We start from the raw sequence: 20,334 nt of genomic DNA on the forward strand, positions 1-20,334 counted from the left end.
GGCACTGATAAGGGAGAAAATCACCGGCAACGGCTAGTCACCTCCCCATCGCAAATAGCACTGACTACACTGGTAGCGCCGTATGTGCGCCCAATACAGGAACCGGGAATACCAGCAAGGAGAAAGAAAGATGTCAGCCACCAACGAATATCGCGGGAGCTGTTTGTGCGGTGCCGTCAGCCTGACCATCAAGGCCGATGACCAAGACGTAGGAGCTTGCCACTGCAACATGTGCCAGACTTGGGGCGGCGGCCCTCTGCTGGCCCTGGAATCGATCAAGGAAGTGAAGATCGACGGTGAGAATGAGGTCACCGTGTTCCAATCGTCGGACTGGGCCGAGCGCGGCTTCTGCCGTCAATGCGGCACTCACTTGTTCTACCGGCTCCAGGATGGCAACCACTACGCGATTCCGGTTGGCCTGGTCGATAGCAGTGGGCCCTGGAACTTCACCACGCAAATCTTCATCGACGAAAAGCCGTCTTTCTACGACTTCGCCAACCAGACCAGGAACATGACCGGCCACGAAGTGTTCGAGGCCTTTGCAGGTTCGGCGGATAAAGATAAAGGAGGTAACGTATGACCATCGGCGTGGGCGAAAGAATTCCCGATGTGACCATCAAGACTAACGGTTCCGGAAGACCGGAGGATATTTCCACCGCTGAGCTGTTCGCCGGGAAGCGGGTGGTGATGTTCGCGGTGCCTGGTGCTTTCACTCCGGGCTGCTCCAACACCCACATGCCAGGTTTCGTGATCAATGCTGACAATATTCTTGCCAAGGGCGTGGACACCATTGCCTGCATGGCGGTCAACGATGCCTTCGTGATGGATGCCTGGCAGAAACAGCAGAACGCCGAAAAGATCGTGATGCTGGCCGATGGCAATGCCGAGTTCGCCAAGGCACTGGGACTCGATATGGACGCCAGCGGTGGCGGCATGGGGACCCGCAGCAAGCGCTTCGCGCTGATTGCCAATGATGGTGTCGTGGAATATCTCGGCGTCGACACCAAGGGCGTGGAGAAAAGCAGCGCCGAGACGGTGTTCGCCCAACTCTGACGCTACACCCTCGGCAGCCGGTGCATGCCGCACCGGCTCTTCTCCTTCCGGGAAAACATCCAGCACCAGGGAACCGACTCATGGAAATCGCGGCAATCAGGGCAGATGACTTCAGGCAGCTCTGGCCCACCTTCAAGGCCATTGTCGAGGCGCAGGAAACCTACGCCTACGATCCCGATATCGGTTATGAGGATGCCTACACCCTATGGTGCCAACTCCCGCAGTTCACTTTCGTCGCCAAGGAGAATGGCGAGGTGCTGGGCTCGTATTTCCTGAAACCCAATGCGGCAGGACCTGGCGCCCATGTCTGCAACTGCGGTTACATGGTCGCGCCCGAAGCACGCGGTAGAGGAGTCGCAAAGGCGATGTGCCTGCACTCTCAAGACCGGGCCATCGAGGCTGGCTACCTGGCCATGCAATTCAACGCGGTGGTATCGACCAACGAAGCCGCCATCAAGCTATGGAAGTCGCTGGGGTTCGAGATCATCGGCACGGTGGCCAACGGATATCGCCACAAACGGCTGGGGCTCGTGGACACTTACATCATGTACAAGGCATTGAGTCACCAGGCACGAGAAAAAGCGACATCGTCACCCTGAACAAGCCCTTGCTCCCTTGTATGCCCAGGAAGCCGGAAAAACGAAGTGCAACGACCCGCCCTGCCAGCCAATTGGCCGCGGAAATGAAATCTGCGCTATAACCATCGAAGGCACTAGTAAAAGCGCAGAGCAACGGGCTTCTTCGATACGACCGGTAAACCAGCAGAGGGCTTATGAAGACGGCCGGCACACTTCATCCAGGGCGGGCGTCCTTTCAGCGGAAAGCATGGGCGGATGCCTACGCCGAGTTGTCCAGCGCGACTCAGGGTACCTCGTTGGAATTGGACGACCTTGAACGACTCGCCACCGCCGCCTATCTGGTAGGCAAGGATATCGAAAGCTGCGACCTGTGGGCACGCATTCACCACGATGCTCTCACCGCGGGTGACATTGCACGTTCCGCCCGGTGTGCATTCTGGCTGGGCTTCGGACTACTCATGAGTGGTGAGAAGGCGCGCGGCGGCGCCTGGGTAGCCCGGGCTCGGCGCCTCCTGGAGGAGGAAGGACTCGACTGCGTGGAAGCTGGCTACGTGATAGTCCCCGACGCGCTCAAGAGCCTTGGCAAGGGTGACCACATGGAGGCTCATGCCATCTTCGATAAGGCGGGTGAGTTCGGTCGCCGCTTCGCAGACCCGAACCTTGTGGCCATCTCCTGTCTCGGCCGAGGCCAGTCTCTGATCGAGGCGGGCAGGATCCAGGAAGGCGCAACTCTGTTGGATGAAGCCATGGTGGCAATGGAAGCCGGAGAGCTTTCCCCTATGGCTGCGGGGATCATTTACTGCGGCGTGATCGAGACATGCCAGCAGATTTTCGATCTGCGCCGGGCCCAGGAGTGGACAACGGCGCTGACACGATGGTGCGAGTCCCAGCCAGACCTGGTCCCCTACCGTGGGCGATGTCTGGTGCACCGTGCCGAGATCATGCAGTTACATGGCGCCTGGTCAGAGGCCATGAGCGAAGCGGAGAAAGCGTGCTATCAGCTATGTCATCGGCCCGGTGAGGCCGCGACCGGCTATGCCTTCTACCTGTGTGCCGAGCTTCACCGTCTACGTGGCGAGTTCACCAAAGCCAAGCAAGCGTACGAACAGGCCAGCAGATGGGGATATACGCTTCAACCCGGCCTGGCCCTCCTGCGACTGGCTCAGGGCCAAGTCGCCGTCGCCGAAGCTGCAATTAGACGGATCGTCAATGAGGCAACCGATCGGACGACCCGCACCGGCGTTCTTCCCGCCTATGTCGAAATCATGCTCAGCGTGGGAGATGTGCCGGCGGCTCGTGCCGGCGCCGATGAACTTTCCAGGATCGCTGCAACTCTCGATGCCCCCTTCCTGTGGGCCCTGACGACTGGCGCGCAGGGCGCTATCCTGCTTGCCGAAGATGAGCCCCTGACGGCCCTGGAACCGCTGCGTCAGGCATCCAGGATTTGGGAAGAACTTGAAGCTCCGTATGAATTGGCCCGCATCCGAATTCTCATCGGACTCGCCTGCCACCAGCTAGGCGACGACGACACGGCCAGGATGGAGTTCGACGCAGCCCATTGGAGCCTTCAGCAACTGGGTGCCGCTCCGGAGTTGTCTCGCCTCGATACTCTCTTCCCCATTGGCGCTTCCGACAATCGCCACCACCTGACGCGTCGCGAAGTCCAGGTACTTCGGCTAATCGCCTCGGGCAAGACCAACAAGGCGATTGCGGCCGAACTCTCCTTAAGCGAGCGCACGATCGACCGACACGTAAGCAACATCCTCGCCAAGCTCAACGTGCCTTCGCGGGCCGCCGCCGCGGCCTACGCAGGCCATCACAACCTCTGCTGACCCACTCCATGGCTGGCGGAAACTACCCATAACGCCATGTAGTGTAATTGGGTAGCCTCGCCGAAGCGCTGCCCGGGTTCCCTGTCCCAAGCTTGACTTGCGGAACATCATTCCTGGGAAAGGAGATCTGCCATGATCGTCAACAGCAGCAACATTCGACAACTTGGGGATAGGTTACAGGGACAGCTCTTCCAACCGGAGGCCGAGGGATACGACGATGCTCGCAAGGTCTTCAATGCGATGATCGATCGACGCCCGGCCCTGATAGTGCGCTGCGCGGATGTGACGGACGTGATCGCGGCTGTCCATTTCGCTCGTGAAACGGAATTGCCGATAGCCGTGCGCGGCGGCGGCCATAGTGTCGTGGGCAGCGCCGTTTGCGATGAAGGCCTGGTCATCGACTTGTCGGGCATGAAGGACGTTAGCGTCGATCCGGACAAACGAACCGCCCGTGCCGAGGGCGGTACCACGTGGGGTGACTTCGACCGCGCCACTCAAAGATACGGCTTGGCCACCACCGGCGGGATCGTACCCAGCACAGGAATAGGAGGGCTCACCCTGGGAGGCGGAATCGGACGCCTCAACCGCAAGTACGGCCTCGCCTGCGACAACCTGTTATCCGCCGACGTGGTAACCGCGGACGGCACGCTCGTGACAGCCAGTGCCGATGAGAACGAAGACCTGTTCTGGGGTCTTCGTGGCGGTGGCGGCAATTTCGGGATAGTGACGTCCTTCGAGTATCAGCTTCACCCCGTGGGGCCCGTACTGGGAGGAGAGATCATCTTTCCACTGGACCAGGCCAGGACAGCGCTGCGATTCTACCGCGACTGGTCGACCGATGCCCCGGATGAACTGCGCGCGGATGCGACCCTCGCATCGACACCAGATGGCCCGGGACTTGCGATCGAGGTCTGTTACTGCGGAGCGATCGACGCCGGCGAGAAGGTGCTGCTGCCATTGAGGAAACTCGGCTCGCCCATGCTCGACACCATCGACTGCGTTCCGTACGAAACGGTCCAGAATCTGCTGACCGACATATTCCCGCCGGGCATGCATCATTACTGGAAGAGTAGCTTCGTCCGGGAATTCAGCGACGATGCCATCGACACGATCGTCGACTTCTTCACGGCTGCCGTTCCTCCACCCCTTGCCGTCATTACCTTCGAACACCTTGGCGGTGTGATCGGCCGCATCGGAGAACAGGACACGGCTTTCAGTCATAGGCAGGCACAACACAGCCTGCTGGTATTACGCACTTGGCAGGATCCCGAAAAGTCCGAAGCCAATATCGCATGGGGGCGGCAGTGCTACGGTATTGCGGAGCCGTTCCTGGAAAGTGGGGTATATGTCAACTATCTGGGTGACGAAGGTGAGGCCAGAGTCAGGGCTGCTTACGGCGCCAACTACGAGCGGCTGGTCGCACTCAAGAACAAATACGATCCAGCGAACGTCTTCCGCTTCCATCAGAACATCAAGCCGGCATAGGACATGCCGCTATCACCCCATGCCCATGCGCCGACATGATGCACGGCGGTAGAAAAACGCCCGGCTTGGTGCATGAAAATCTAGACGAAATGCCCCCACAAGGAATAAAAAACAGCATCAACCAGCCAACCATTTGAATTTCAATAACTTTTCTTAGGCTGGCACAATTCTCGAATAGTAATATACAGATGAGGCCAAGCATGGCTTGGCCTCAGGGAAAGGAGGTAAATTGAAAACATTTCCGATTTTCAACGTCGCTACGGAGTAGCGATAAATCGAGTGAGCTGGCGTGCTCCCCTGTCCCCTTCGGGGGACTTTTTTTGTTGGTTTGTTTTTCTGGTATGAGCCGGCACCAAAAACGATGCATCGATCTTGCAGTTTTACGCGGCACAAAAGCCAATACAATCCGACCTTCGTTTAATGACCGGCCACAAGATCCTGCTGATTTCCTGAACACGCATAGCGGCAGGGGTATCGCGAAACCGCCTGATCAGGCCGCTTGGCGATACTCCCGCCCCTTACCCTTGCGAGAGTAGCTTCCCTTGCCCTTCTTGGGCTTCTGCTGCTGCATCTTGAACATCGGCGTGCGAAGTTGCGCCTTCAAGGCGTTATCGCGGATCCTGGTTTTCTTCATCAAATTTCTCCTATTGCAATGAGGGGATATAGCGCCGGTCTAAAGACAAGACCATTCCCGACAGGTTCCTTCGCTCTCAAGTCTCTACATTGTGGACCGGTGATTTTGGATGAGTCGCCACCTGCGATGCCATGCGCAGAAAAGCCAGCGCAATGCTGGATTCGGCACTCCGCGGCGCCACCTCCAGTCCCAGATCGCGATGGATCGGTGTCTCCAACCGCAGCACCCGCAGCCCTCGCCGATCTTCCGGCAGATTCAGCTCGGGAACCAGCGAGACTCCCAACCCTTCGCGAATCAGAGCGAACGCGCTGGCCCAGTCACGCACCTCGACCCTCACATCGTCGAGTGTCAGCCCATGCTGCTGGGCAATGAGGCGCGCGTGAGTCGCACAACCGCCGGTGGCCAAAACGAACGGTTCGGCCACCAGTGTCGCCAAGGGTATAACGCGGCCGGCGGGACGTGATAATGGATGGCCCGCCGGCACCACGGCGACCCATTCATCGCGATAGAACGTTGCGCCAACACGCTCGGGAGACAGCCGCATCACGACACCGATATCCACCGTACCTGCCGCCAACCATGCGTCGACCTCCTCGTCGGTCGCCTCCAAGGCAACAACCTTGATTCCCGGGTGCTGGGTGTTGAATTGCTGCAGCAGCGGAGGGAGCAGTGTCGAGAATACCGACGGGAAACTGGCTAGCGTCAGTTGTCCGCGTTCGATGCCCAGTGCCTCGTCAGCAATCGTGCGGATCGCCTCCAGGCTGGCGAGCGACTCCCGCGCCTTCACGACGGCTCTCTCGCCCACCGCGGTTAGCGACATGCCACGCCGGCCACGCACGACGAGGCGTACACCAAGCGACTCCTCCAGGGAAGAGATCGCCTGACTGGCTCCCGATTGCGTCACACCAAGCCGCTCGGCCGCCTGACTGATGCTGCCAGCATCGGCAACAGCAACTAACGCGCGCAGTTGTGTCAGATTCATAAGTTAAGTGTAGCTTATATCTGATTTATTTTTCAGTAACATGACTTAACTTAGTCTCCCACCTACTCTCCGTAATACATGTCGCCCCAAACCACCGGAGACCCGCCATGCCCAGTGGCGCTAGCGCCAAGCCCAAGGGTGGCCAAGAGGCCATCGCCGCGAACGAGCGTAGCCCCGCGACGGGAGCGCCGACCGCTATCGCTTCCTCCCCCTGGTTGCGTGCTGCCCCGGCCGCCTTTCTGCTGCTGTGGTCATTGGGCTTTCCGGTCGCCAAGATCGGCACTGCCTACGTCGACCCCATCGTTTTCCTGACGTTACGCTTTGCGCTAGTACTCGTGGTGCTGGCACCGTTGGCCATCTGGTTGCGCCCGCCCCTGCCCACGCGGCGAATCGACTGGCTGCACCTGAGCGTAGTCGGCACCCTGATCCAGACGGTCTATTTCGGGTTCTGCTACACCGCCTTCGCGCTAGGCACCTCGGCGGGCACCGTGGCGCTGGTGGTCTCGCTGCAGCCGATTCTCGTTGCGCTATTGGCGCCGGCCTTGGTCAAGGAGGTGATCGGCCCGAAGCGATGGGTCGGCTTCGGGCTCGGATTGGCGGGGGCCGTGATCGTCATCCTGGGGCGTTCGACGATCGAAGCCACCTCGTGGCTGGGCCTGGCCAGTGCCGTGGCCGCGCTGCTCGGCATGACTGCCGCCACCCTTTACGAAAAGCGCTTCAGCATGGCGCAACACCCCGTCACCGCCAACGCAGTGCAATATGCCGCGGGCCTGATCACCACGCTGCCGCTCGGACTGCTGTTCGGCAGCTTGCATATCACTTGGTCCGGCGAAATGATCGCTGCCCTCGCCTACCTGGTGATTGGCAACTCCTTGATTGCCATCACCCTGTTGTTGGCCATGATTCGTCGTGGGGAAGCCTCGCGCGTCTCGGCACTGTTCTATCTGGTGCCACCTTGCGCCGCATTGCTGTCGTGGCTATTGATCGATGAAGCGATGCCACCGCTGTCCTGGGTAGGCATGGGCGTAGCCGCCATCGGCGTTGTCATGGCAACCCGCTAGGTCCCTCTTAGCACCTTCCTGGTCGACGGTGCGCTTCTATTGTCGACACCGGAGCTATAAGTCCGTAAAGGAGATGCGGCGCTTTTCTTGGACTCACTCAAGGCTTCGATGAATAAGCCGGGTTCAATAGTGTTGCGGTTGGAACTTGAGACCGCCATCTCTAAACTTATATTCCCCCTTTCACTATACAAAGGGGAACGATATGAGGCAATCACTGGTCAGCCTAATGTTGGTCATAGCTATTTTTCCTAACCCAGCATTCAGCCAAGCAGGCGCACCGACACCCATCTTCCCCGAAAACGCTCAATGGGTGAGTCCTCCGAACCTTCCCGGTGTACAGGCGGCATGGTTACTGGGAGAAGAGGAAGAAGCCGGTCTCTATCTGCTTCGCGTCAAACTTGCCGCAAGGACCAAGATTCCTCCCCATACTCATCCCGACGAGCGCAGCAGCACCGTGATGAGTGGCACGCTCTATGTCGGTTTTGGAGAGACCTTCGACGAAGCCAACATGGTAGCCGTCCCTGCCGGCGCAATATACATCGCGCCGGCCAATATGCCGCACTATATATGGGCCAAGGATGGAGAGGCACTCTATCAAGAGTCCGGAATCGGACCCAGCGGAACGACAATACTCGAACGCTAGGTTCGCCAATCTTATCCGCAAATGGCGCCCACCGCCGCAGGACTAGTCTCGACCATCCGCACCACGCTGCCGACCACGATCAGGCAGGGTGAAGGCAGCGGCCGTTCGGCGAGCTTGGCAGGCATGTCGGCCAGGGTACCGATAAGTGCGCTCTGCTCGGGCAGGCTGGCGTTGGCGACGAGCATGATCGGCCAGTCGTCGGGAAGCCCGGCACGGCGCAGGCCGGCACAGATGGCATCGACCTTGGACAGGCCCATGTAGAACACCAGGGTCTCGTCCTGGTGGGCAAGCGAGCTCCAGTCAGGTTCGCCGCCTTCGCGGCACAGTTGGGCGGTGATGAAGCGCAGTTGCTGGGCGTGGGCACGGTCGGTGAGGGGGATGCCCATGCTGGCACAGGCTGCCGATGCGGCGGTGATACCGGGAACGATCTCGGCGGGCAGTCCAACATCGGCAAGCGCGGCAAGTTCTTCGCCCATGCGTCCGAACACACCCGGGTCGCCGCCCTTGAGACGCACCACCGACTTGCCCTGCTGCGCCAACTCAACCAGCAGCTCGCCGATCTCGGCCTGGGGCACGCTGTGATGACCGCGAGCCTTGCCCACGTAATAACGCTCGCGCCCGGCGGGAATCAGTGCCAACACATCGTCGCCGACCAATCGGTCGTAAACCACGGCATCGGCCTGCTGCAGCAGCCGCGCCGCCTTGATGGTCAGCAGTTCCACGTCGCCGCTGCCGGCGCCGACCAGGTAAACGGTGCCGGGGCGGCAGTCGCCGCGCAACGGCAAGCGTGGGCGCGTAGCATCGCTGCTTCCCTTGAAACTCGCGAGATAGCGACTGGCCACACTGCCAAGACGCGCCATGGCGCTGACGGCATCGCCCAACGTTTCAGGCAACGTCAACGACTTCAAGCTTTTGCTCAGAGCGCGCATGGGCCCTCTCCTCTTCGATCAGGGATTTCAGTTCGGGGATGCACGAGCCACACTGGGTACCGCAGGCCAGTCGCGCTCCCAGCGCTTCGACACTGGTATCACCACCGCGAATGGCCTCGACGATGGCCTTCTGGCCTACCTGGTGGCAACTGCACACCAGCGGCCCGCTATCGGCCTCTCCGGCTTCGCAGCCGGCCAGCAGGCGGCGGCGTGCTTCCTTGCCCAATTGCGCCTCGGCGAAACGCTCGTCGAGCCAAGCCAAGCCGGGAAGTTCGGCGGGCGGAGCAACCATCAGCCACCAGCGCAAGCGGCCATTGTCGATCCCGGCGGCCCGCAGGCGACCGCTGGCGGGGTCGTCGCACCATAGTGTCGGCGCCACCGGCAGCTTCTGCTGCACCCAGGCCAGCCAATCACGGGCTTCGTTCTCGCCACCGGCCAACTGCCAACGTTGGCAGTTGGCCAAGGGAATGCGTGCCCAGTAGACAGCCTCCTCACGCCACGCCGCATCGCTGGCCAGATCGCCGGCCACCAGCAGCGTGGCTTCCCAGCCGGTGTCGAACGGTTCGAGCGACACGGCGCCATGCTTGGATTCCGGCTGCCCGGAAACCGGGTCCAGATGCGCCTCGAGCAGACTGCCCATGCGTGCGTTGCCGCTGAAGCGGTCGGTCCAGTGCATGGGCACGAACACCTCGCCGCGACGCTGACTGTTGGAGACACGCACTCGGCCACGGTATTCACCGCTGGGACTGACCAGGCGGGCAAGCCGCTGATCGCCGACACCATACGTCAGAGCATCGTCGGGGTGCACCTCGATGAAGGGTTCGGCACGGTGATTCATCAGCCTCGGTGCCCGGCCGGTGCGCGTCATGGTGTGCCACTGGTCGCGCACCCGGCCGGTATTGAGTCGCAGCGGTCGAGCCTCGCTGAGTGGCTGGGACGGCTCGCGCGGGCACACCGGCACCAGCTTGGCACGACCATCAGGCGTGGCGAAGCGGCCATCCTCGAACAGCCGTGCCGTACCGTGCAGTGCCTGCTCGGTAACCGGCCACTGGATCGGTGCAAGAGCGTCGTAGTCGGCGCGGTCGAGCCCGGCAAGAGCGGAGATATTGAACAGCCGGGAACCGTCCCCCTCATTTTCGAAGCCGGAGAGCCGCGCGTGTTCGTCGAAGATCTGGCACGGGTGGGCGTAAGCGAAGGCCTCGCCGAAGCCCAGTCGTTTGGCGACCTCGACCATGATCCACCAGTCGTGGCGTGCTTCCCCTGGTGGTGGCAGGATACCGCGCTGTCGCGAAATACGGCGTTCGGAGTTGGTTACGGTGCCGTTCTTCTCCGACCATGAAGAAGCCGGCAGCACGATATCGGCATATTCCAGCAGGTCGGTGTCGACCATGCACTCGGAGACGATCACCAGCGGGCATTTTTCCAGCGCCGCACGCACCCGATTGGCATCGGGCAGGCTGACCGCTGGATTGGTGGCCATGATCCAAAGTGCCTGGATTTCGCCACGCTCGATGGCCTCGAACAGTTCCACGGCCTTGTAACCCGGCCCTTGCGGGAGGTCCGGCGTTAGCGAGTCGGTGGACCAGAAGCGTGTCACGCGGTCGATGGCGCCGGGGGTGTGATAGTCCATGTGGGCGGCGAGCTGGTTGGCCAGCCCCCCTACCTCGCGGCCGCCCATGGCGTTGGGCTGGCCGGTGATCGAGAACGGCCCTGCCCCAGGCAAACCGATCTTGCCGCCGGCCAAGTGGCAATTGATGATCGCATTACTCTTATCGGTACCGCTGGATGACTGATTGACGCCTTGGGAATAGAGCGTCACCACATGCAATTGGCTGGCGAACCAGTAGTAGAAGGTCTGCAGGCGCTCAGGATCGACGTCGCAATCGGCGGCGACGGCCTCGATGCTGGTATCGTCCTCGCGGGCCGCCGCGAGAGCCTCATCCAGGCCGTGGGTGTGGGCATCGAGATAGACGTGATCCAGGCGTTTCTTGTCGGCCATCCACGCCAGCAGGCCGTTGAACAACCGAGCATCGCTGCCGGGCTTGAGGCCCAGATAAAGATCGGCGATCTCGCAGGTGTCGGTCACGCGCGGATCGATCACCACCACCCGCATCAGTGGGTTGCGGGTCTTCGCAGTACGCAGGCGCTGATAAAGCACCGGGTGGTTCCAGGCCAGGTTGGAGCCGACCAGCACCACCAGCTCGGCGTCTTCCAGGTCCTCGTAGCTGCACGGCACCGCATCGGCACCGAAGGCGCGCTTGTAGCCGGCCACCGCCGAGGCCATACACAATCGCGAGTTGGTATCCAGATGCGGCGTGCCGAGAAAGCCCTTGAACAGCTTGTTGGCGACGTAGTAGTCCTCGGTCAGCAACTGTCCGGAGAGATAGGCGGCCACGGATCCGTTGCCATGAGCGGCACGCGTGGCGTCGAGCCGGCCAGCCACGGCGTCGAGTGCGGTGTCCCAATCGACTTCGAGGCCGTCGACGCGGGGTCGCGTCAGGCGGCCATGCCAACCCAAGGTTTCGTGCAACGCCGAGCCCTTGACGCAGAGCCGGCCGAAGTTGGCTGGATGATCGCGGTCACCTTCGACATGGTGAATGGTGTTGCCATCATGGTCGACCAGCACCCCACAGCCGACACCACAATAGGGACACGTCGTAGACGTTTGCATGACCTTCCCTCCTTAACGCAAGGGGGCCTGACGCCGCTAGCAGCGTCAGGCCCCCTTGCCTTGTATCACGAACGTCTCCGCCATCGCCGCCGTTGGCGCCACCGCCAAACCGGCGGTGATGGGCAGAACACGAATTGGAAAATGTTACGTCATGGGTAGCAAACTCCTGACCACCATCCATCAAGCCCTTTAATTTCATGCAATTACTAGAGAAACGCAGCTTGCGGGACACCATTTCCCGCATGGAAACCACGCCCCATGCGCCATGCTGGTGCATTTTTCCCCTACCATGCACGGCAGAAGACCATCCTCCCCCTCGCTCATTCTCTCCTGGCTTTCCACGCCTCCAGTAACTCATTGACTTTTATTGTCTATTGGAATTGTCGGCACGCTATTCGCTTTGATCAGGGCAAACGCGGTAATCACGGATCAAAGACGATTCCCGAAAGCCGACTACCGCCTGCTGGCTACCGAAAGCCAGCAACACGACACAAGCAAGGCAGTAGCGAATTCAGGCAATGGCGCCTGGCGCAAGCGGACCCGAGGTCCCTAGCGTCAGGCGCCATTGTCGTTTGTGGGGGAGAGACATGAGCGAGCACCTGCTGATCATCGGCAACGGCATGGCTGGACACCGCCTGGTGGAGTCACTGCTCAAGAAGCCCAGGCGCCCGGCACGGATCACCGTGATCGGTGCCGAGCAAGCGCCAGCCTATAACCGTATCCTGCTATCGCCTTGGCTGGCCGGCGAAACACAGCGTCAGGCACTGACACTGCGCGACACGGAGTGGTACGCGCAGCAGGGTGTCGAGCTGATACTGGGTGAGCGCGTCGAGAATATCGATCGCCGCGCACGCATGGCGACCACCACTACCGGCCGCCGGATAAGCTACGACCGCCTGGTGCTGGCCACCGGTTCGCGCCCTTTCATACCGCCAGTGGCTGGCACCGACCTCGATGGCGTGCATGGCTTCCGCGATCTCGACGATGCCGAGTCACTGACTCGCGCCGCCGAGCGCGGTAGCCAGGCGGTGGTGATCGGTGGTGGTCTGCTGGGGCTGGAAGCTGCCGAGGGCCTAAGGAAGCGCGGCATGGCCGTGAGCGTGGTGCAACGCGACGACCGACTGATGAACCGTCAGCTCGACGTCACCGCCGCTCGCCTGCTCGAAGGCGAGCTCGAATGCCGCGGCCTGAAGATCGTGACCAACGGCAGCCTGGTTTCCCTGCAAGACGACGGTAACGGTCATGTCACCGGTGCCTGGCTCGAGGACGGCCGTTTCCTGGGCGCCGACTGCGTGGTGATTGCTGCCGGCATCACCCCCAATATCGAACTGGGCAACACCGCCGGACTCGAGGTCAATCGCGCCATCGTCGTCGACGAGTTCCTGACCAGTTCCGACCCCATGATCCATGCCGTGGGGGAATGCTGCGAATTCCAGGGCCTGACCTATGGCCTGGTGGAACCCATCTGGCGCCAGGTCGACGTCCTGGCCGCTCGTCTTTGCGGCGAACCGGTCACCGGTTATGTCGAACGCCCCACTGCCACCAAGCTCAAGATCAGTGGCGTCTCGCTGTACTCCTTCGGTCGCATCGATGCCGATGACGACCATGAGGTGCTGACCTATCACGACCCCCAGCATGGCGACTACCGCCGACTGCTGCTGCGCGAGGGTCGCATCGAGGGTGCCGTGCTCTACGGCGACACCTCGGCCGGCCCCTGGTACTTCGAACAATCGCTGGCCGGCCGCGACGTCCGGCCCTGTCGCCAGGCACTGCTGTTCGGTGCCAGCGATGCCAAACCGTTTCTCGAATTCCCCATCCCCCTCGAGGAGGAGGCCGCATGAACATCTCCCATTCCGACAAACAACAGTTGATCGTCATCGGTAACGGCATGGTCGGCCACCACCTGGTCGAGCAACTCGTCGAACGCGGCGCCACCGAGGCGTATCGAATCATCGTGTTCGGCGAAGAGCGCCACCTGGCCTACGACCGGGTCCACCTCTCCGAATACTTCGCCGGCCGCGACGCCGAGTCGCTAGCGCTGTGCGCTTCCGACTACTACGCCGAGCATGGCATCGAGCTGCGTCTCAGCGAGGCGGTGACCGGGATCGACCGCGACAACGGCGAAGTGGTGACCGACAAAGGCCGCTACGCTTACGACCGCCTGGTACTGGCCACCGGCTCCTATCCGTTCGTGCCGCCGATTCCTGGCAACGACCGCCCCAACTGCCTGGTCTACCGCACCCTGGAAGATCTCGACGCCATCCGCGCAGCGGCAGAAAAGGCTACCACCGGCGTGGTGGTCGGCGGCGGCCTGCTGGGCCTAGAAGCCGCCAACGCCCTGCGTGGGCTGAACCTGGACACCGCGGTGGTGGAGTTCGCCCCCCGGCTGATGCCGATGCAGGTCGACAGCGAAGGTGGCGAGCTGCTGCGCGAGAAGATCGAGTCGCTGGGGGTGCAGGTACTGACCGAACGCGCTACCCAACGCATCGAGGACGGCGGAGCCAGCTTCCATCGCATGGTGTTCCAGGACGACAAGGTGCTGGAAACCGATCTGATCGTGTTCTCCGCCGGGATCCGACCGCGTGATGAACTGGCCCGTGAATGCGGCCTGGAAATGGGCGAGCGCGGCGGTGTGGTGATCGACGACCACTGTCTGACCAGCGACCCGGCGATTCTCGCCGTCGGGGAAGTGGCATTGTGGAACAACAGCATCTTCGGCCTGGTAGGCCCCGGCTACCAGATGGCCAAGGCCGCCGCCTACACCCTGACCCAAGGAGAACTGACCTTCCGTGGCGCCGACATGAGCACCAAGCTCAAGTTGCTGGGTGTCGATGTCGGCTCGATCGGCGATGCCCACGGCGACCGTTCGCCCGGTGCGCGCATGTTCCGCTATCTGGACCAGATCAAGCAGGAATACCGCAAGCTGGTGGTCTCCAGCGACGGCAAGAAGCTGCTTGGCGCCATGCTGGTCGGTGACAACAGCTACTACGACACCTTGATGCAGTACTACAGCAACGGCCTGGAACTGCCCGAAGATCCGGCTTCGCTTATTCTGCCTAGCACCGAGGGTGCACCGGCCCTGGGTGCCGACGCACTGCCCGAGACAGCCACCATCTGCTCCTGCCATAACGTCACCAAGGGCGACGTCTGCGCCTCCATCGACGCCGGCTGCACCGACCTTGGCGCGGTCAAGCTCGAAACCAAGGCCAGCACCGGCTGTGGCGGCTGCGCGGCACTGCTCAAGAGCGTGGTAGACCATGAGCTGGAATCTCGCGGCGTTGAGGTCGACAAGTCGATCTGCGAACACTTCGCCTATACCCGTCAGGAGCTCTACGGCATCGTGCGCGTCGAGGGCATCAAGACCTTCAGCGAGCTGATCGAAAAGCACGGCTCTTCACAAACCCAGGGCCTCGGTTGCGACATCTGCAAGCCAGCGGTGGCCTCGATTCTGGCCTCGTGCTTCAACGAGCCGATTACCGACGCCTCGCACATCCCGCTGCAGGACACCAATGACACCTTCATGGCCAACATGCAGAAGAACGGCACCTACTCAGTGGTGCCGCGCGTGCCTGGCGGCGAAATCACCCCCGACAAGCTGATCGCGCTCGGCGAGGTGGCTAAGAAATACCAGCTCTACACCAAGATTACCGGCGGCCAGCGTGTCGACCTGTTCGGCGCCCAGCTCCACGACCTGCCAGACATCTGGCAGGAGTTGATCGATGCCGGCTTCGAGACCGGCCACGCCTATGGCAAGGCCACGCGTACCGTGAAGTCCTGCGTCGGCAGCACCTGGTGCCGCTATGGGGTACAGGACAGTGTAGGCATGGCGCTGCATATCGAGAACCGCTACAAGGGGCTGCGCTCGCCGCACAAGCTCAAGTTCGCAGTCTCAGGCTGCACCCGTGAATGTGCCGAGGCGCAGAGCAAGGACGTCGGGGTAATCGCCACCGAGAACGGCTGGAACCTTTACGTGTGCGGCAACGGCGGCATGCGTCCGCGTCACGCCGAACTGTTCGCCACCGACCTCGACGACGAGACGCTGATCAAGTACATCGACCGCTTCCTGATGTTCTACATCCGCACCGCCGACCGCCTGCAGCGCACCTCGGTGTGGCGCGAGAACCTCGATGGCGGCCTCGATTACCTCAAGGACGTGATCATCCATGACAGCCTGGGGATCGGCGAAGAACTCGAGAGCCAGATGCAAGAAGTCGTGGATCGCTACGAGTGCGAATGGGCCAACGCGCTCAAGGACCCGGCAAAGCTCAAGCGCTTCCGCAGCTACGTCAATGACGATCGTCCCGACCCCAATATCATCGTGACAGAAGAGCGCGGCCAACTGCGCCCCGCTTGATTTGCGCTGAAAAGAGCGGCGCTCGCTCGCCGACTTTCAGCACAAATCAACAACCGGATATAACGAGGATAACGATATGAGCACCGCAACCGTTTTGAAGACCGAGACCGAGGCTGACGTGAGCTGGCAAACACTTTGCATCAAGAGCGACCTGGTGGCCTTTTCCGGGGTTGCCGCGTGGATCGAAACCGCCGAGGGCCCGGCCCAGGTGGCACTGTTCTATCTGCCGGGTCACGAAACCGAACTCTACGCCGTGGACCATCACGACCCCTTCGCCAACGCCAACGTCATCGCGCGCGGCATCGTCGGCGACCTCAAGGGCCAGCCGGTGGTGGCCTCTCCAATCTACAAGCAGCACTTCCGCCTCAAGGACGGCGTATGTCTGGAAGACGAATCGGTGCAACTACGCACCTGGCCGGTACGTTTCGAGGGCGATCAGGTAATGATCGCCATCGAAGCGCTGTAACCAGGCATTTCCAACACTATCCGGCCGACCTTTGTCTGGCCGGGTAGCTTCCCTTGCCGAACAGTGCCGATGGCCCACCGCCGGAGATGGAGCGATGCCGGTGGTAGATGAACACCAGAGCCAACAGAATCAGGCCAGGAATGTCGGTCATCAGGCCTGGTTTGATCATCAGCAAGGCACCACCCAGTATCAGCAGACGCTCGTACCAGCGCACCCAGGTCACCAGATACCCCTGTATCGTGGCAACGAAGGCCAACATGCCCGTCATCGCCGTGAAGATCACCCAGACGCCTCGATACCAGCTCTCCACCTCGTACAGTAGCAGTTCCGGATTGAAGAAGAACATGAACGGCAGGATTGCCGTGCGCAAGTCATAGGTGAACCCTTGAACGCCGGTACGTATCGGATCGGCCCTGGAGATGGCCGCGGCTGCATAGGCAGCCAGACCCACCGGCGGCGTGTCATCGGCCAGGATGCCAAAATAGAAAACGAACAGATGAATGGCCACCATAGGCACGGCGATGCCGGCATCGCCGGCCAGGTTGGCAATCACCGGCGCCACCAGCGCCGCCATCACGATGTAATTGGCTGTGGTCGGTAACCCGATGCCCAATATCAGTGACGTCACCGCCGCCAGAATCAGCACCAGCCAGATATTGCCGAAGGAAAGCACACCGATGACCTGGGTCAAGCCGTAGCCCAGGTTGGTCATGGTGACCATACCGACGATGATGCCGGCAGCCGCGGTGGCAATGGCAATGGTCGTCATGTTGCGAGCGCCCATCTCCAGGCCCTGGAAGACCGCCTTGACGCCCTTCCACAGCCCCGCTGCCACCCCCTCTCCGCCACGCATGCCGCGCCAAACCTCCTGAATCAGGATCAGGACGATCAACATGAGCAATGCATTGAGTGCACTGCGCGCCGGAGTGAGCTGGACCCACATGAGTTCATAGAGCAGAAATGCCACCGGGATCAGGTAATGAGCACCCTTCATGAACGTCGACCAGAACGGTGGGAGCTCGGCCCTGGGCATCCCAGCCAGGTTCAGCTTGAGTGCTTCCAGATGCACGGTGAACAAGAGGCCGATATACGACAGCAGCGCGGGGACGATGGCATAGAGGATGAGTTGGGAATAGGGAATGTTGAGGAAAGTGGCCATGATGAAGGCCGCGGCCCCCATGATCGGAGGCATCAACTGGCCATTGGTCGAGGCTGCGCATTCGGTCGCACCGGCCTTGACTGCCGGATAGCCGATCTTTTTCATCAACGGGATGGTAAAAGTGCCCGTGGTCACCGTATTGGCAGTCGACGAGCCGGAAATGATCCCGGTCAGCAGGCTCGCCACGACCGCCGCCTTGGCCGGACCGCCGCGATAGGTGCCAAGGCCGCTATAGGCCAGATCCACGAAATACTGCCCCGCACCAGCCCGATCCAGCAGCGCCCCGAACAGCACGAACAGAAACACGAAGGATGCCGACACCTGGATGGGCGTCCCCCAGATGCCCTCGGTGGTAATATAGAGTTGCTGGACGATCTGCCGCCAATCGTAGCCGTTGTGCAGGAATATCACGTCGGGCGGGGTCACCGGGATGATGCCGGCTGGACCGGTAACACCATACAGGATGGCGATACCGGCGATGATCGGCAGGGCGATGCCGACGAGGCGTGACGCCGCGAGCGCCAGGACGATCAACAGGACCGATCCCGCCCATACATCGCGGGTTATCGGCAGCCCGCCCTGGACGGCGACCAGATTATAGTAGTTGACGACGATATATAACGACGTAACGACCCCGGCAATAGCCAGCAGCCAGTCACTCCACGGAATACGCTCGGCAGGCCCCTTCTTACCCGGATAGGCCAGGAATGCCAACGCGAAGCCGAATGCCAAATGGATGGCACCCAGCTTCTGCGGGGTGATTGCACCGAAGTAGGTGGCGTAAAGCTGGAACAGACTCCAGCCGACCGCGATCAGAACCAGCAGCCAGCGCAGCCACGGCCGCCGCGGCACTCGCGCACCGAACTCGCTCGCCTGAACAATACGCTGAGCCTCGGCACGTTCCTTGTCGGTAGTCCCATGAGCTGGCTGTTCGGCCATCGTGCCTTAGCTCCCCCGAACCCGTTCCGAGCCGTTCGCTGCAACCGGCGAACCCCGCCTTTTTACGGGGCTCGCCAGGCCCAGTGTTATTCGGACGGTATCAGGTCGTCGGGAACCTCGACACCCTGCTCCTCATAGAACTTGACCGCACCGGGATGCAAGGGAATGGGCATCCCCTCGATCCCCTTCTCGACGGTAAAGAACTTGTCCAGGTTGGGATTCTGGACGTCCCTGTAGAAGGTATCCAGATGCTCGTTGAACACCGTGTTCATGAAGGTGTAGACATCGTCTTCGGACAGCTCCGCGGCGGCACCAAGCATGGCCGTCAAGGTCACCGTCTGCACGTCCTCATCGACACCGGGATAGGTGCCAGCGGGAATCGTGAATGGTGTATAGAAGCCATATTCTTCCTGAAGCTGGGTGAGTTGATCGTCCGAGATCGGTATGACGGTGATCGGTGCCGTCTGCGCCGCCTCGACGATCGCCGCCGACCCCAGGCCCACGGTGTAGAACATTGCGGCAATCTGGTCATCGCGCAACAGGCCCACCGCATCGCCTGAACTGCCACGTACCGCCCCTTGCAGATCGTCGACTGTCACACCGTAAACGCCCATGATATTCATGGCATCCTGCTCGGTGCCCGACCCCACGTCACCGACATAGACTCGCTTGCCGGCCAGGTCGTCGACACTGTCGATACCCGCATCTTCCCGAGCCAGGATATGGATGGCCTCGGGATACAAGCCGATCAACCCGCGCAGATTCTCTATCTTGTTGTTTTCGAATGCCCTTACGCCGGTCCCGTTGTAGGCGTAATAGGCAATGTTGTTCTGCATCAGCCCCATCTGCAGGGAGCCCTCGCCGATCGCATTGGCATTGAATACCGACGCGCCGGTAGAGCGCGCGTTGGCGCGCAGTCCGACATCCGCTTCGGTAAGGATCTTTGCCATGCCAACGGCGGTGGGATAATACAAGCCAGATGTGGAGCCAGAGCCAATGGTGATGAAGGTGGTCGATTGGGCCCAGGCCATGGTCGTTGTCAAAACCAGACCGAAGGCCGCCGTCAATAATCGTTTGCCTAATTTCAGATTCATTGTTCTACCCCCCGTGTTGCCTGAATGTGGCCATTTTTCAGGGTGTAAACGTGAACATGACACTTCTTGATTAAAGCTAATGGGCGATAGGGGGAAGCGCAAATAAGCTCAGTTGCAGGTATGGCCATAGGGCACAGGGCCCTGCCATCGGCCACGCTGCCATGCTCAGCCCGAATGACGACCAACGACTCGTAGGCGGAAGGCCCTTCGATGGTCTCCCTGAACATTCCTTTCCTCGATGCACATTACTCGATCTTGCCAGCAACCACCCGAGCAGCGTATTGGGCAGGTCGCCTGTCGCCCTTGAGGATCCAACTCACCACGATGGGTAAGCGGCCGGTCATCACCCTTCGCGAGTGATCAGTCGACCGGCTTCCAGTTCTGAGGCAGGAGTTCGTGGATCTGGCTGGCCTTCTGGGTCGGCAGCCGAGCCAGTACATCTTTCAGGTAGGCA

17 protein-coding genes are annotated in these 20,334 nt (G+C 61.1%); 10 read left to right on the forward strand and 7 right to left on the reverse strand.

What is annotated here, in order from left to right:
- Positions 1-130 precede the first annotated feature (130 nt).
- The 5 genes from IE093_RS15665 (at position 131) to IE093_RS15685 (ending at position 4,948) form a co-directional block, all read left to right on the forward strand.
- Positions 131-580: a GFA family protein gene (locus IE093_RS15665; protein WP_189470800.1), complete on the forward strand. Its 450-nt coding sequence runs from the start codon at positions 131-133 to the stop codon at positions 578-580.
- Positions 577-1,053 (forward strand): peroxiredoxin, encoded by a 477-nt coding sequence (locus IE093_RS15670; protein ID WP_189470802.1) that lies wholly within the window; start codon positions 577-579, stop codon positions 1,051-1,053. The genes IE093_RS15665 and IE093_RS15670 overlap by 4 nt, the downstream gene beginning before the upstream one ends.
- 80 nt (positions 1,054-1,133) lie before the next feature.
- Positions 1,134-1,652, forward strand: a complete 519-nt coding sequence (locus tag IE093_RS15675; RefSeq protein WP_189470804.1) for a GNAT family N-acetyltransferase — start codon at positions 1,134-1,136, stop codon at positions 1,650-1,652.
- A gap of 173 nt (positions 1,653-1,825) precedes the next feature.
- Complete coding sequence (locus IE093_RS22780; protein WP_189470806.1) at positions 1,826-3,463, forward strand: LuxR family transcriptional regulator; 1,638 nt, start codon at positions 1,826-1,828, stop codon at positions 3,461-3,463.
- A 132-nt stretch (positions 3,464-3,595) separates the two neighbouring features.
- Positions 3,596-4,948: an FAD-binding oxidoreductase gene (locus IE093_RS15685; RefSeq protein WP_189470808.1), complete on the forward strand. Its 1,353-nt coding sequence runs from the start codon at positions 3,596-3,598 to the stop codon at positions 4,946-4,948.
- Between the two features lie 490 nt (positions 4,949-5,438).
- On the opposite strand, the gene arfA is transcribed toward IE093_RS15685, so the two are convergent.
- Positions 5,439-5,582: an alternative ribosome rescue factor ArfA gene (gene arfA, locus IE093_RS15690; RefSeq protein WP_189470810.1), complete on the reverse strand. Its 144-nt coding sequence runs from the start codon at positions 5,580-5,582 to the stop codon at positions 5,439-5,441.
- Positions 5,583-5,658: 76 nt separating this feature from the next.
- Positions 5,659-6,564, reverse strand: coding sequence for a LysR family transcriptional regulator (locus IE093_RS15695; RefSeq protein WP_189470812.1), 906 nt, complete (start codon positions 6,562-6,564; stop codon positions 5,659-5,661).
- 107 nt (positions 6,565-6,671) lie between these two features.
- Between IE093_RS15695 and IE093_RS15700 the strand changes: the two genes are divergently transcribed.
- Positions 6,672-7,625: a DMT family transporter gene (locus IE093_RS15700; protein ID WP_189470814.1), complete on the forward strand. Its 954-nt coding sequence runs from the start codon at positions 6,672-6,674 to the stop codon at positions 7,623-7,625.
- A 202-nt stretch (positions 7,626-7,827) separates the two neighbouring features.
- Positions 7,828-8,268 (forward strand): cupin domain-containing protein, encoded by a 441-nt coding sequence (locus IE093_RS15705; protein ID WP_229803640.1) that lies wholly within the window; start codon positions 7,828-7,830, stop codon positions 8,266-8,268.
- Positions 8,269-8,279: 11 nt separating this feature from the next.
- Here IE093_RS15705 and cobA read toward each other — a convergent pair whose 3' ends face one another.
- Both cobA and IE093_RS15715 read right to left on the reverse strand, forming a co-directional pair.
- On the reverse strand, positions 8,280-9,197 hold the full coding sequence (cobA, locus tag IE093_RS15710; protein WP_189470815.1) for a uroporphyrinogen-III C-methyltransferase: 918 nt from the start codon (positions 9,195-9,197) through the stop codon (positions 8,280-8,282).
- Positions 9,154-11,868: a nitrate reductase gene (locus IE093_RS15715; protein ID WP_189470817.1), complete on the reverse strand. Its 2,715-nt coding sequence runs from the start codon at positions 11,866-11,868 to the stop codon at positions 9,154-9,156. The genes cobA and IE093_RS15715 overlap by 44 nt, the downstream gene beginning before the upstream one ends.
- A gap of 587 nt (positions 11,869-12,455) precedes the next feature.
- Here IE093_RS15715 and IE093_RS15720 point away from each other — a divergent pair.
- From IE093_RS15720 to nirD, 3 genes are all read left to right on the forward strand, one after another.
- Entirely contained in the window at positions 12,456-13,709 is a 1,254-nt protein-coding gene (locus IE093_RS15720) for an NAD(P)/FAD-dependent oxidoreductase (protein WP_189470819.1), read from the forward strand.
- Complete coding sequence (gene nirB / locus IE093_RS15725; RefSeq protein ID WP_189470821.1) at positions 13,706-16,222, forward strand: nitrite reductase large subunit NirB; 2,517 nt, start codon at positions 13,706-13,708, stop codon at positions 16,220-16,222. The genes IE093_RS15720 and nirB overlap by 4 nt, the downstream gene beginning before the upstream one ends.
- 76 nt (positions 16,223-16,298) lie before the next feature.
- Positions 16,299-16,688: a nitrite reductase small subunit NirD gene (nirD, locus tag IE093_RS15730; RefSeq protein ID WP_189470823.1), complete on the forward strand. Its 390-nt coding sequence runs from the start codon at positions 16,299-16,301 to the stop codon at positions 16,686-16,688.
- A gap of 16 nt (positions 16,689-16,704) precedes the next feature.
- Here nirD and IE093_RS15735 read toward each other — a convergent pair whose 3' ends face one another.
- The 3 genes from IE093_RS15735 to IE093_RS15745 form a co-directional block, all read right to left on the reverse strand.
- Positions 16,705-18,786: a TRAP transporter permease gene (locus IE093_RS15735; RefSeq protein WP_189470825.1), complete on the reverse strand. Its 2,082-nt coding sequence runs from the start codon at positions 18,784-18,786 to the stop codon at positions 16,705-16,707.
- Between the two features lie 86 nt (positions 18,787-18,872).
- Positions 18,873-19,880, reverse strand: coding sequence for a TAXI family TRAP transporter solute-binding subunit (locus tag IE093_RS15740; protein WP_189470827.1), 1,008 nt, complete (start codon positions 19,878-19,880; stop codon positions 18,873-18,875).
- Positions 19,881-20,240: 360 nt separating this feature from the next.
- A partial coding sequence (locus IE093_RS15745; protein ID WP_189470829.1) for a transposase domain-containing protein occupies positions 20,241-20,334 on the reverse strand: 94 nt, incomplete at its 5' end.

The sequence above is a fragment of the Litchfieldella qijiaojingensis genome (assembly GCF_014651875.1).
GTDB lineage: Bacteria > Pseudomonadota > Gammaproteobacteria > Pseudomonadales > Halomonadaceae > Litchfieldella > Litchfieldella qijiaojingensis.

What these genes read in the sequence shown, in the direction of transcription:
- IE093_RS15705 (WP_229803640.1), top strand. Translation starts at nt 7,828, where the DNA reads ATGAGGCAATCACTGGTCAGCCTAATGTTGGTCATAGCTATTTTTCCT.
- IE093_RS15720 (WP_189470819.1), top strand. Translation starts at nt 12,456, where the DNA reads ATGAGCGAGCACCTGCTGATCATCGGCAACGGCATGGCTGGACACCGC.
- nirD (WP_189470823.1), top strand. Translation starts at nt 16,299, where the DNA reads ATGAGCACCGCAACCGTTTTGAAGACCGAGACCGAGGCTGACGTGAGC.
- IE093_RS15675 (WP_189470804.1), top strand. Translation starts at nt 1,134, where the DNA reads ATGGAAATCGCGGCAATCAGGGCAGATGACTTCAGGCAGCTCTGGCCC.
- IE093_RS15735 (WP_189470825.1), bottom strand. Translation starts at nt 18,786, where the DNA reads ATGGCCGAACAGCCAGCTCATGGGACTACCGACAAGGAACGTGCCGAG.
- IE093_RS15740 (WP_189470827.1), bottom strand. Translation starts at nt 19,880, where the DNA reads ATGAATCTGAAATTAGGCAAACGATTATTGACGGCGGCCTTCGGTCTG.
- IE093_RS22780 (WP_189470806.1), top strand. Translation starts at nt 1,826, where the DNA reads ATGAAGACGGCCGGCACACTTCATCCAGGGCGGGCGTCCTTTCAGCGG.
- arfA (WP_189470810.1), bottom strand. Translation starts at nt 5,582, where the DNA reads ATGAAGAAAACCAGGATCCGCGATAACGCCTTGAAGGCGCAACTTCGC.
- IE093_RS15670 (WP_189470802.1), top strand. Translation starts at nt 577, where the DNA reads ATGACCATCGGCGTGGGCGAAAGAATTCCCGATGTGACCATCAAGACT.
- IE093_RS15685 (WP_189470808.1), top strand. Translation starts at nt 3,596, where the DNA reads ATGATCGTCAACAGCAGCAACATTCGACAACTTGGGGATAGGTTACAG.
- IE093_RS15665 (WP_189470800.1), top strand. Translation starts at nt 131, where the DNA reads ATGTCAGCCACCAACGAATATCGCGGGAGCTGTTTGTGCGGTGCCGTC.
- IE093_RS15695 (WP_189470812.1), bottom strand. Translation starts at nt 6,564, where the DNA reads ATGAATCTGACACAACTGCGCGCGTTAGTTGCTGTTGCCGATGCTGGC.
- cobA (WP_189470815.1), bottom strand. Translation starts at nt 9,197, where the DNA reads ATGCGCGCTCTGAGCAAAAGCTTGAAGTCGTTGACGTTGCCTGAAACG.
- IE093_RS15715 (WP_189470817.1), bottom strand. Translation starts at nt 11,868, where the DNA reads ATGCAAACGTCTACGACGTGTCCCTATTGTGGTGTCGGCTGTGGGGTG.
- nirB (WP_189470821.1), top strand. Translation starts at nt 13,706, where the DNA reads ATGAACATCTCCCATTCCGACAAACAACAGTTGATCGTCATCGGTAAC.
- IE093_RS15700 (WP_189470814.1), top strand. Translation starts at nt 6,672, where the DNA reads ATGCCCAGTGGCGCTAGCGCCAAGCCCAAGGGTGGCCAAGAGGCCATC.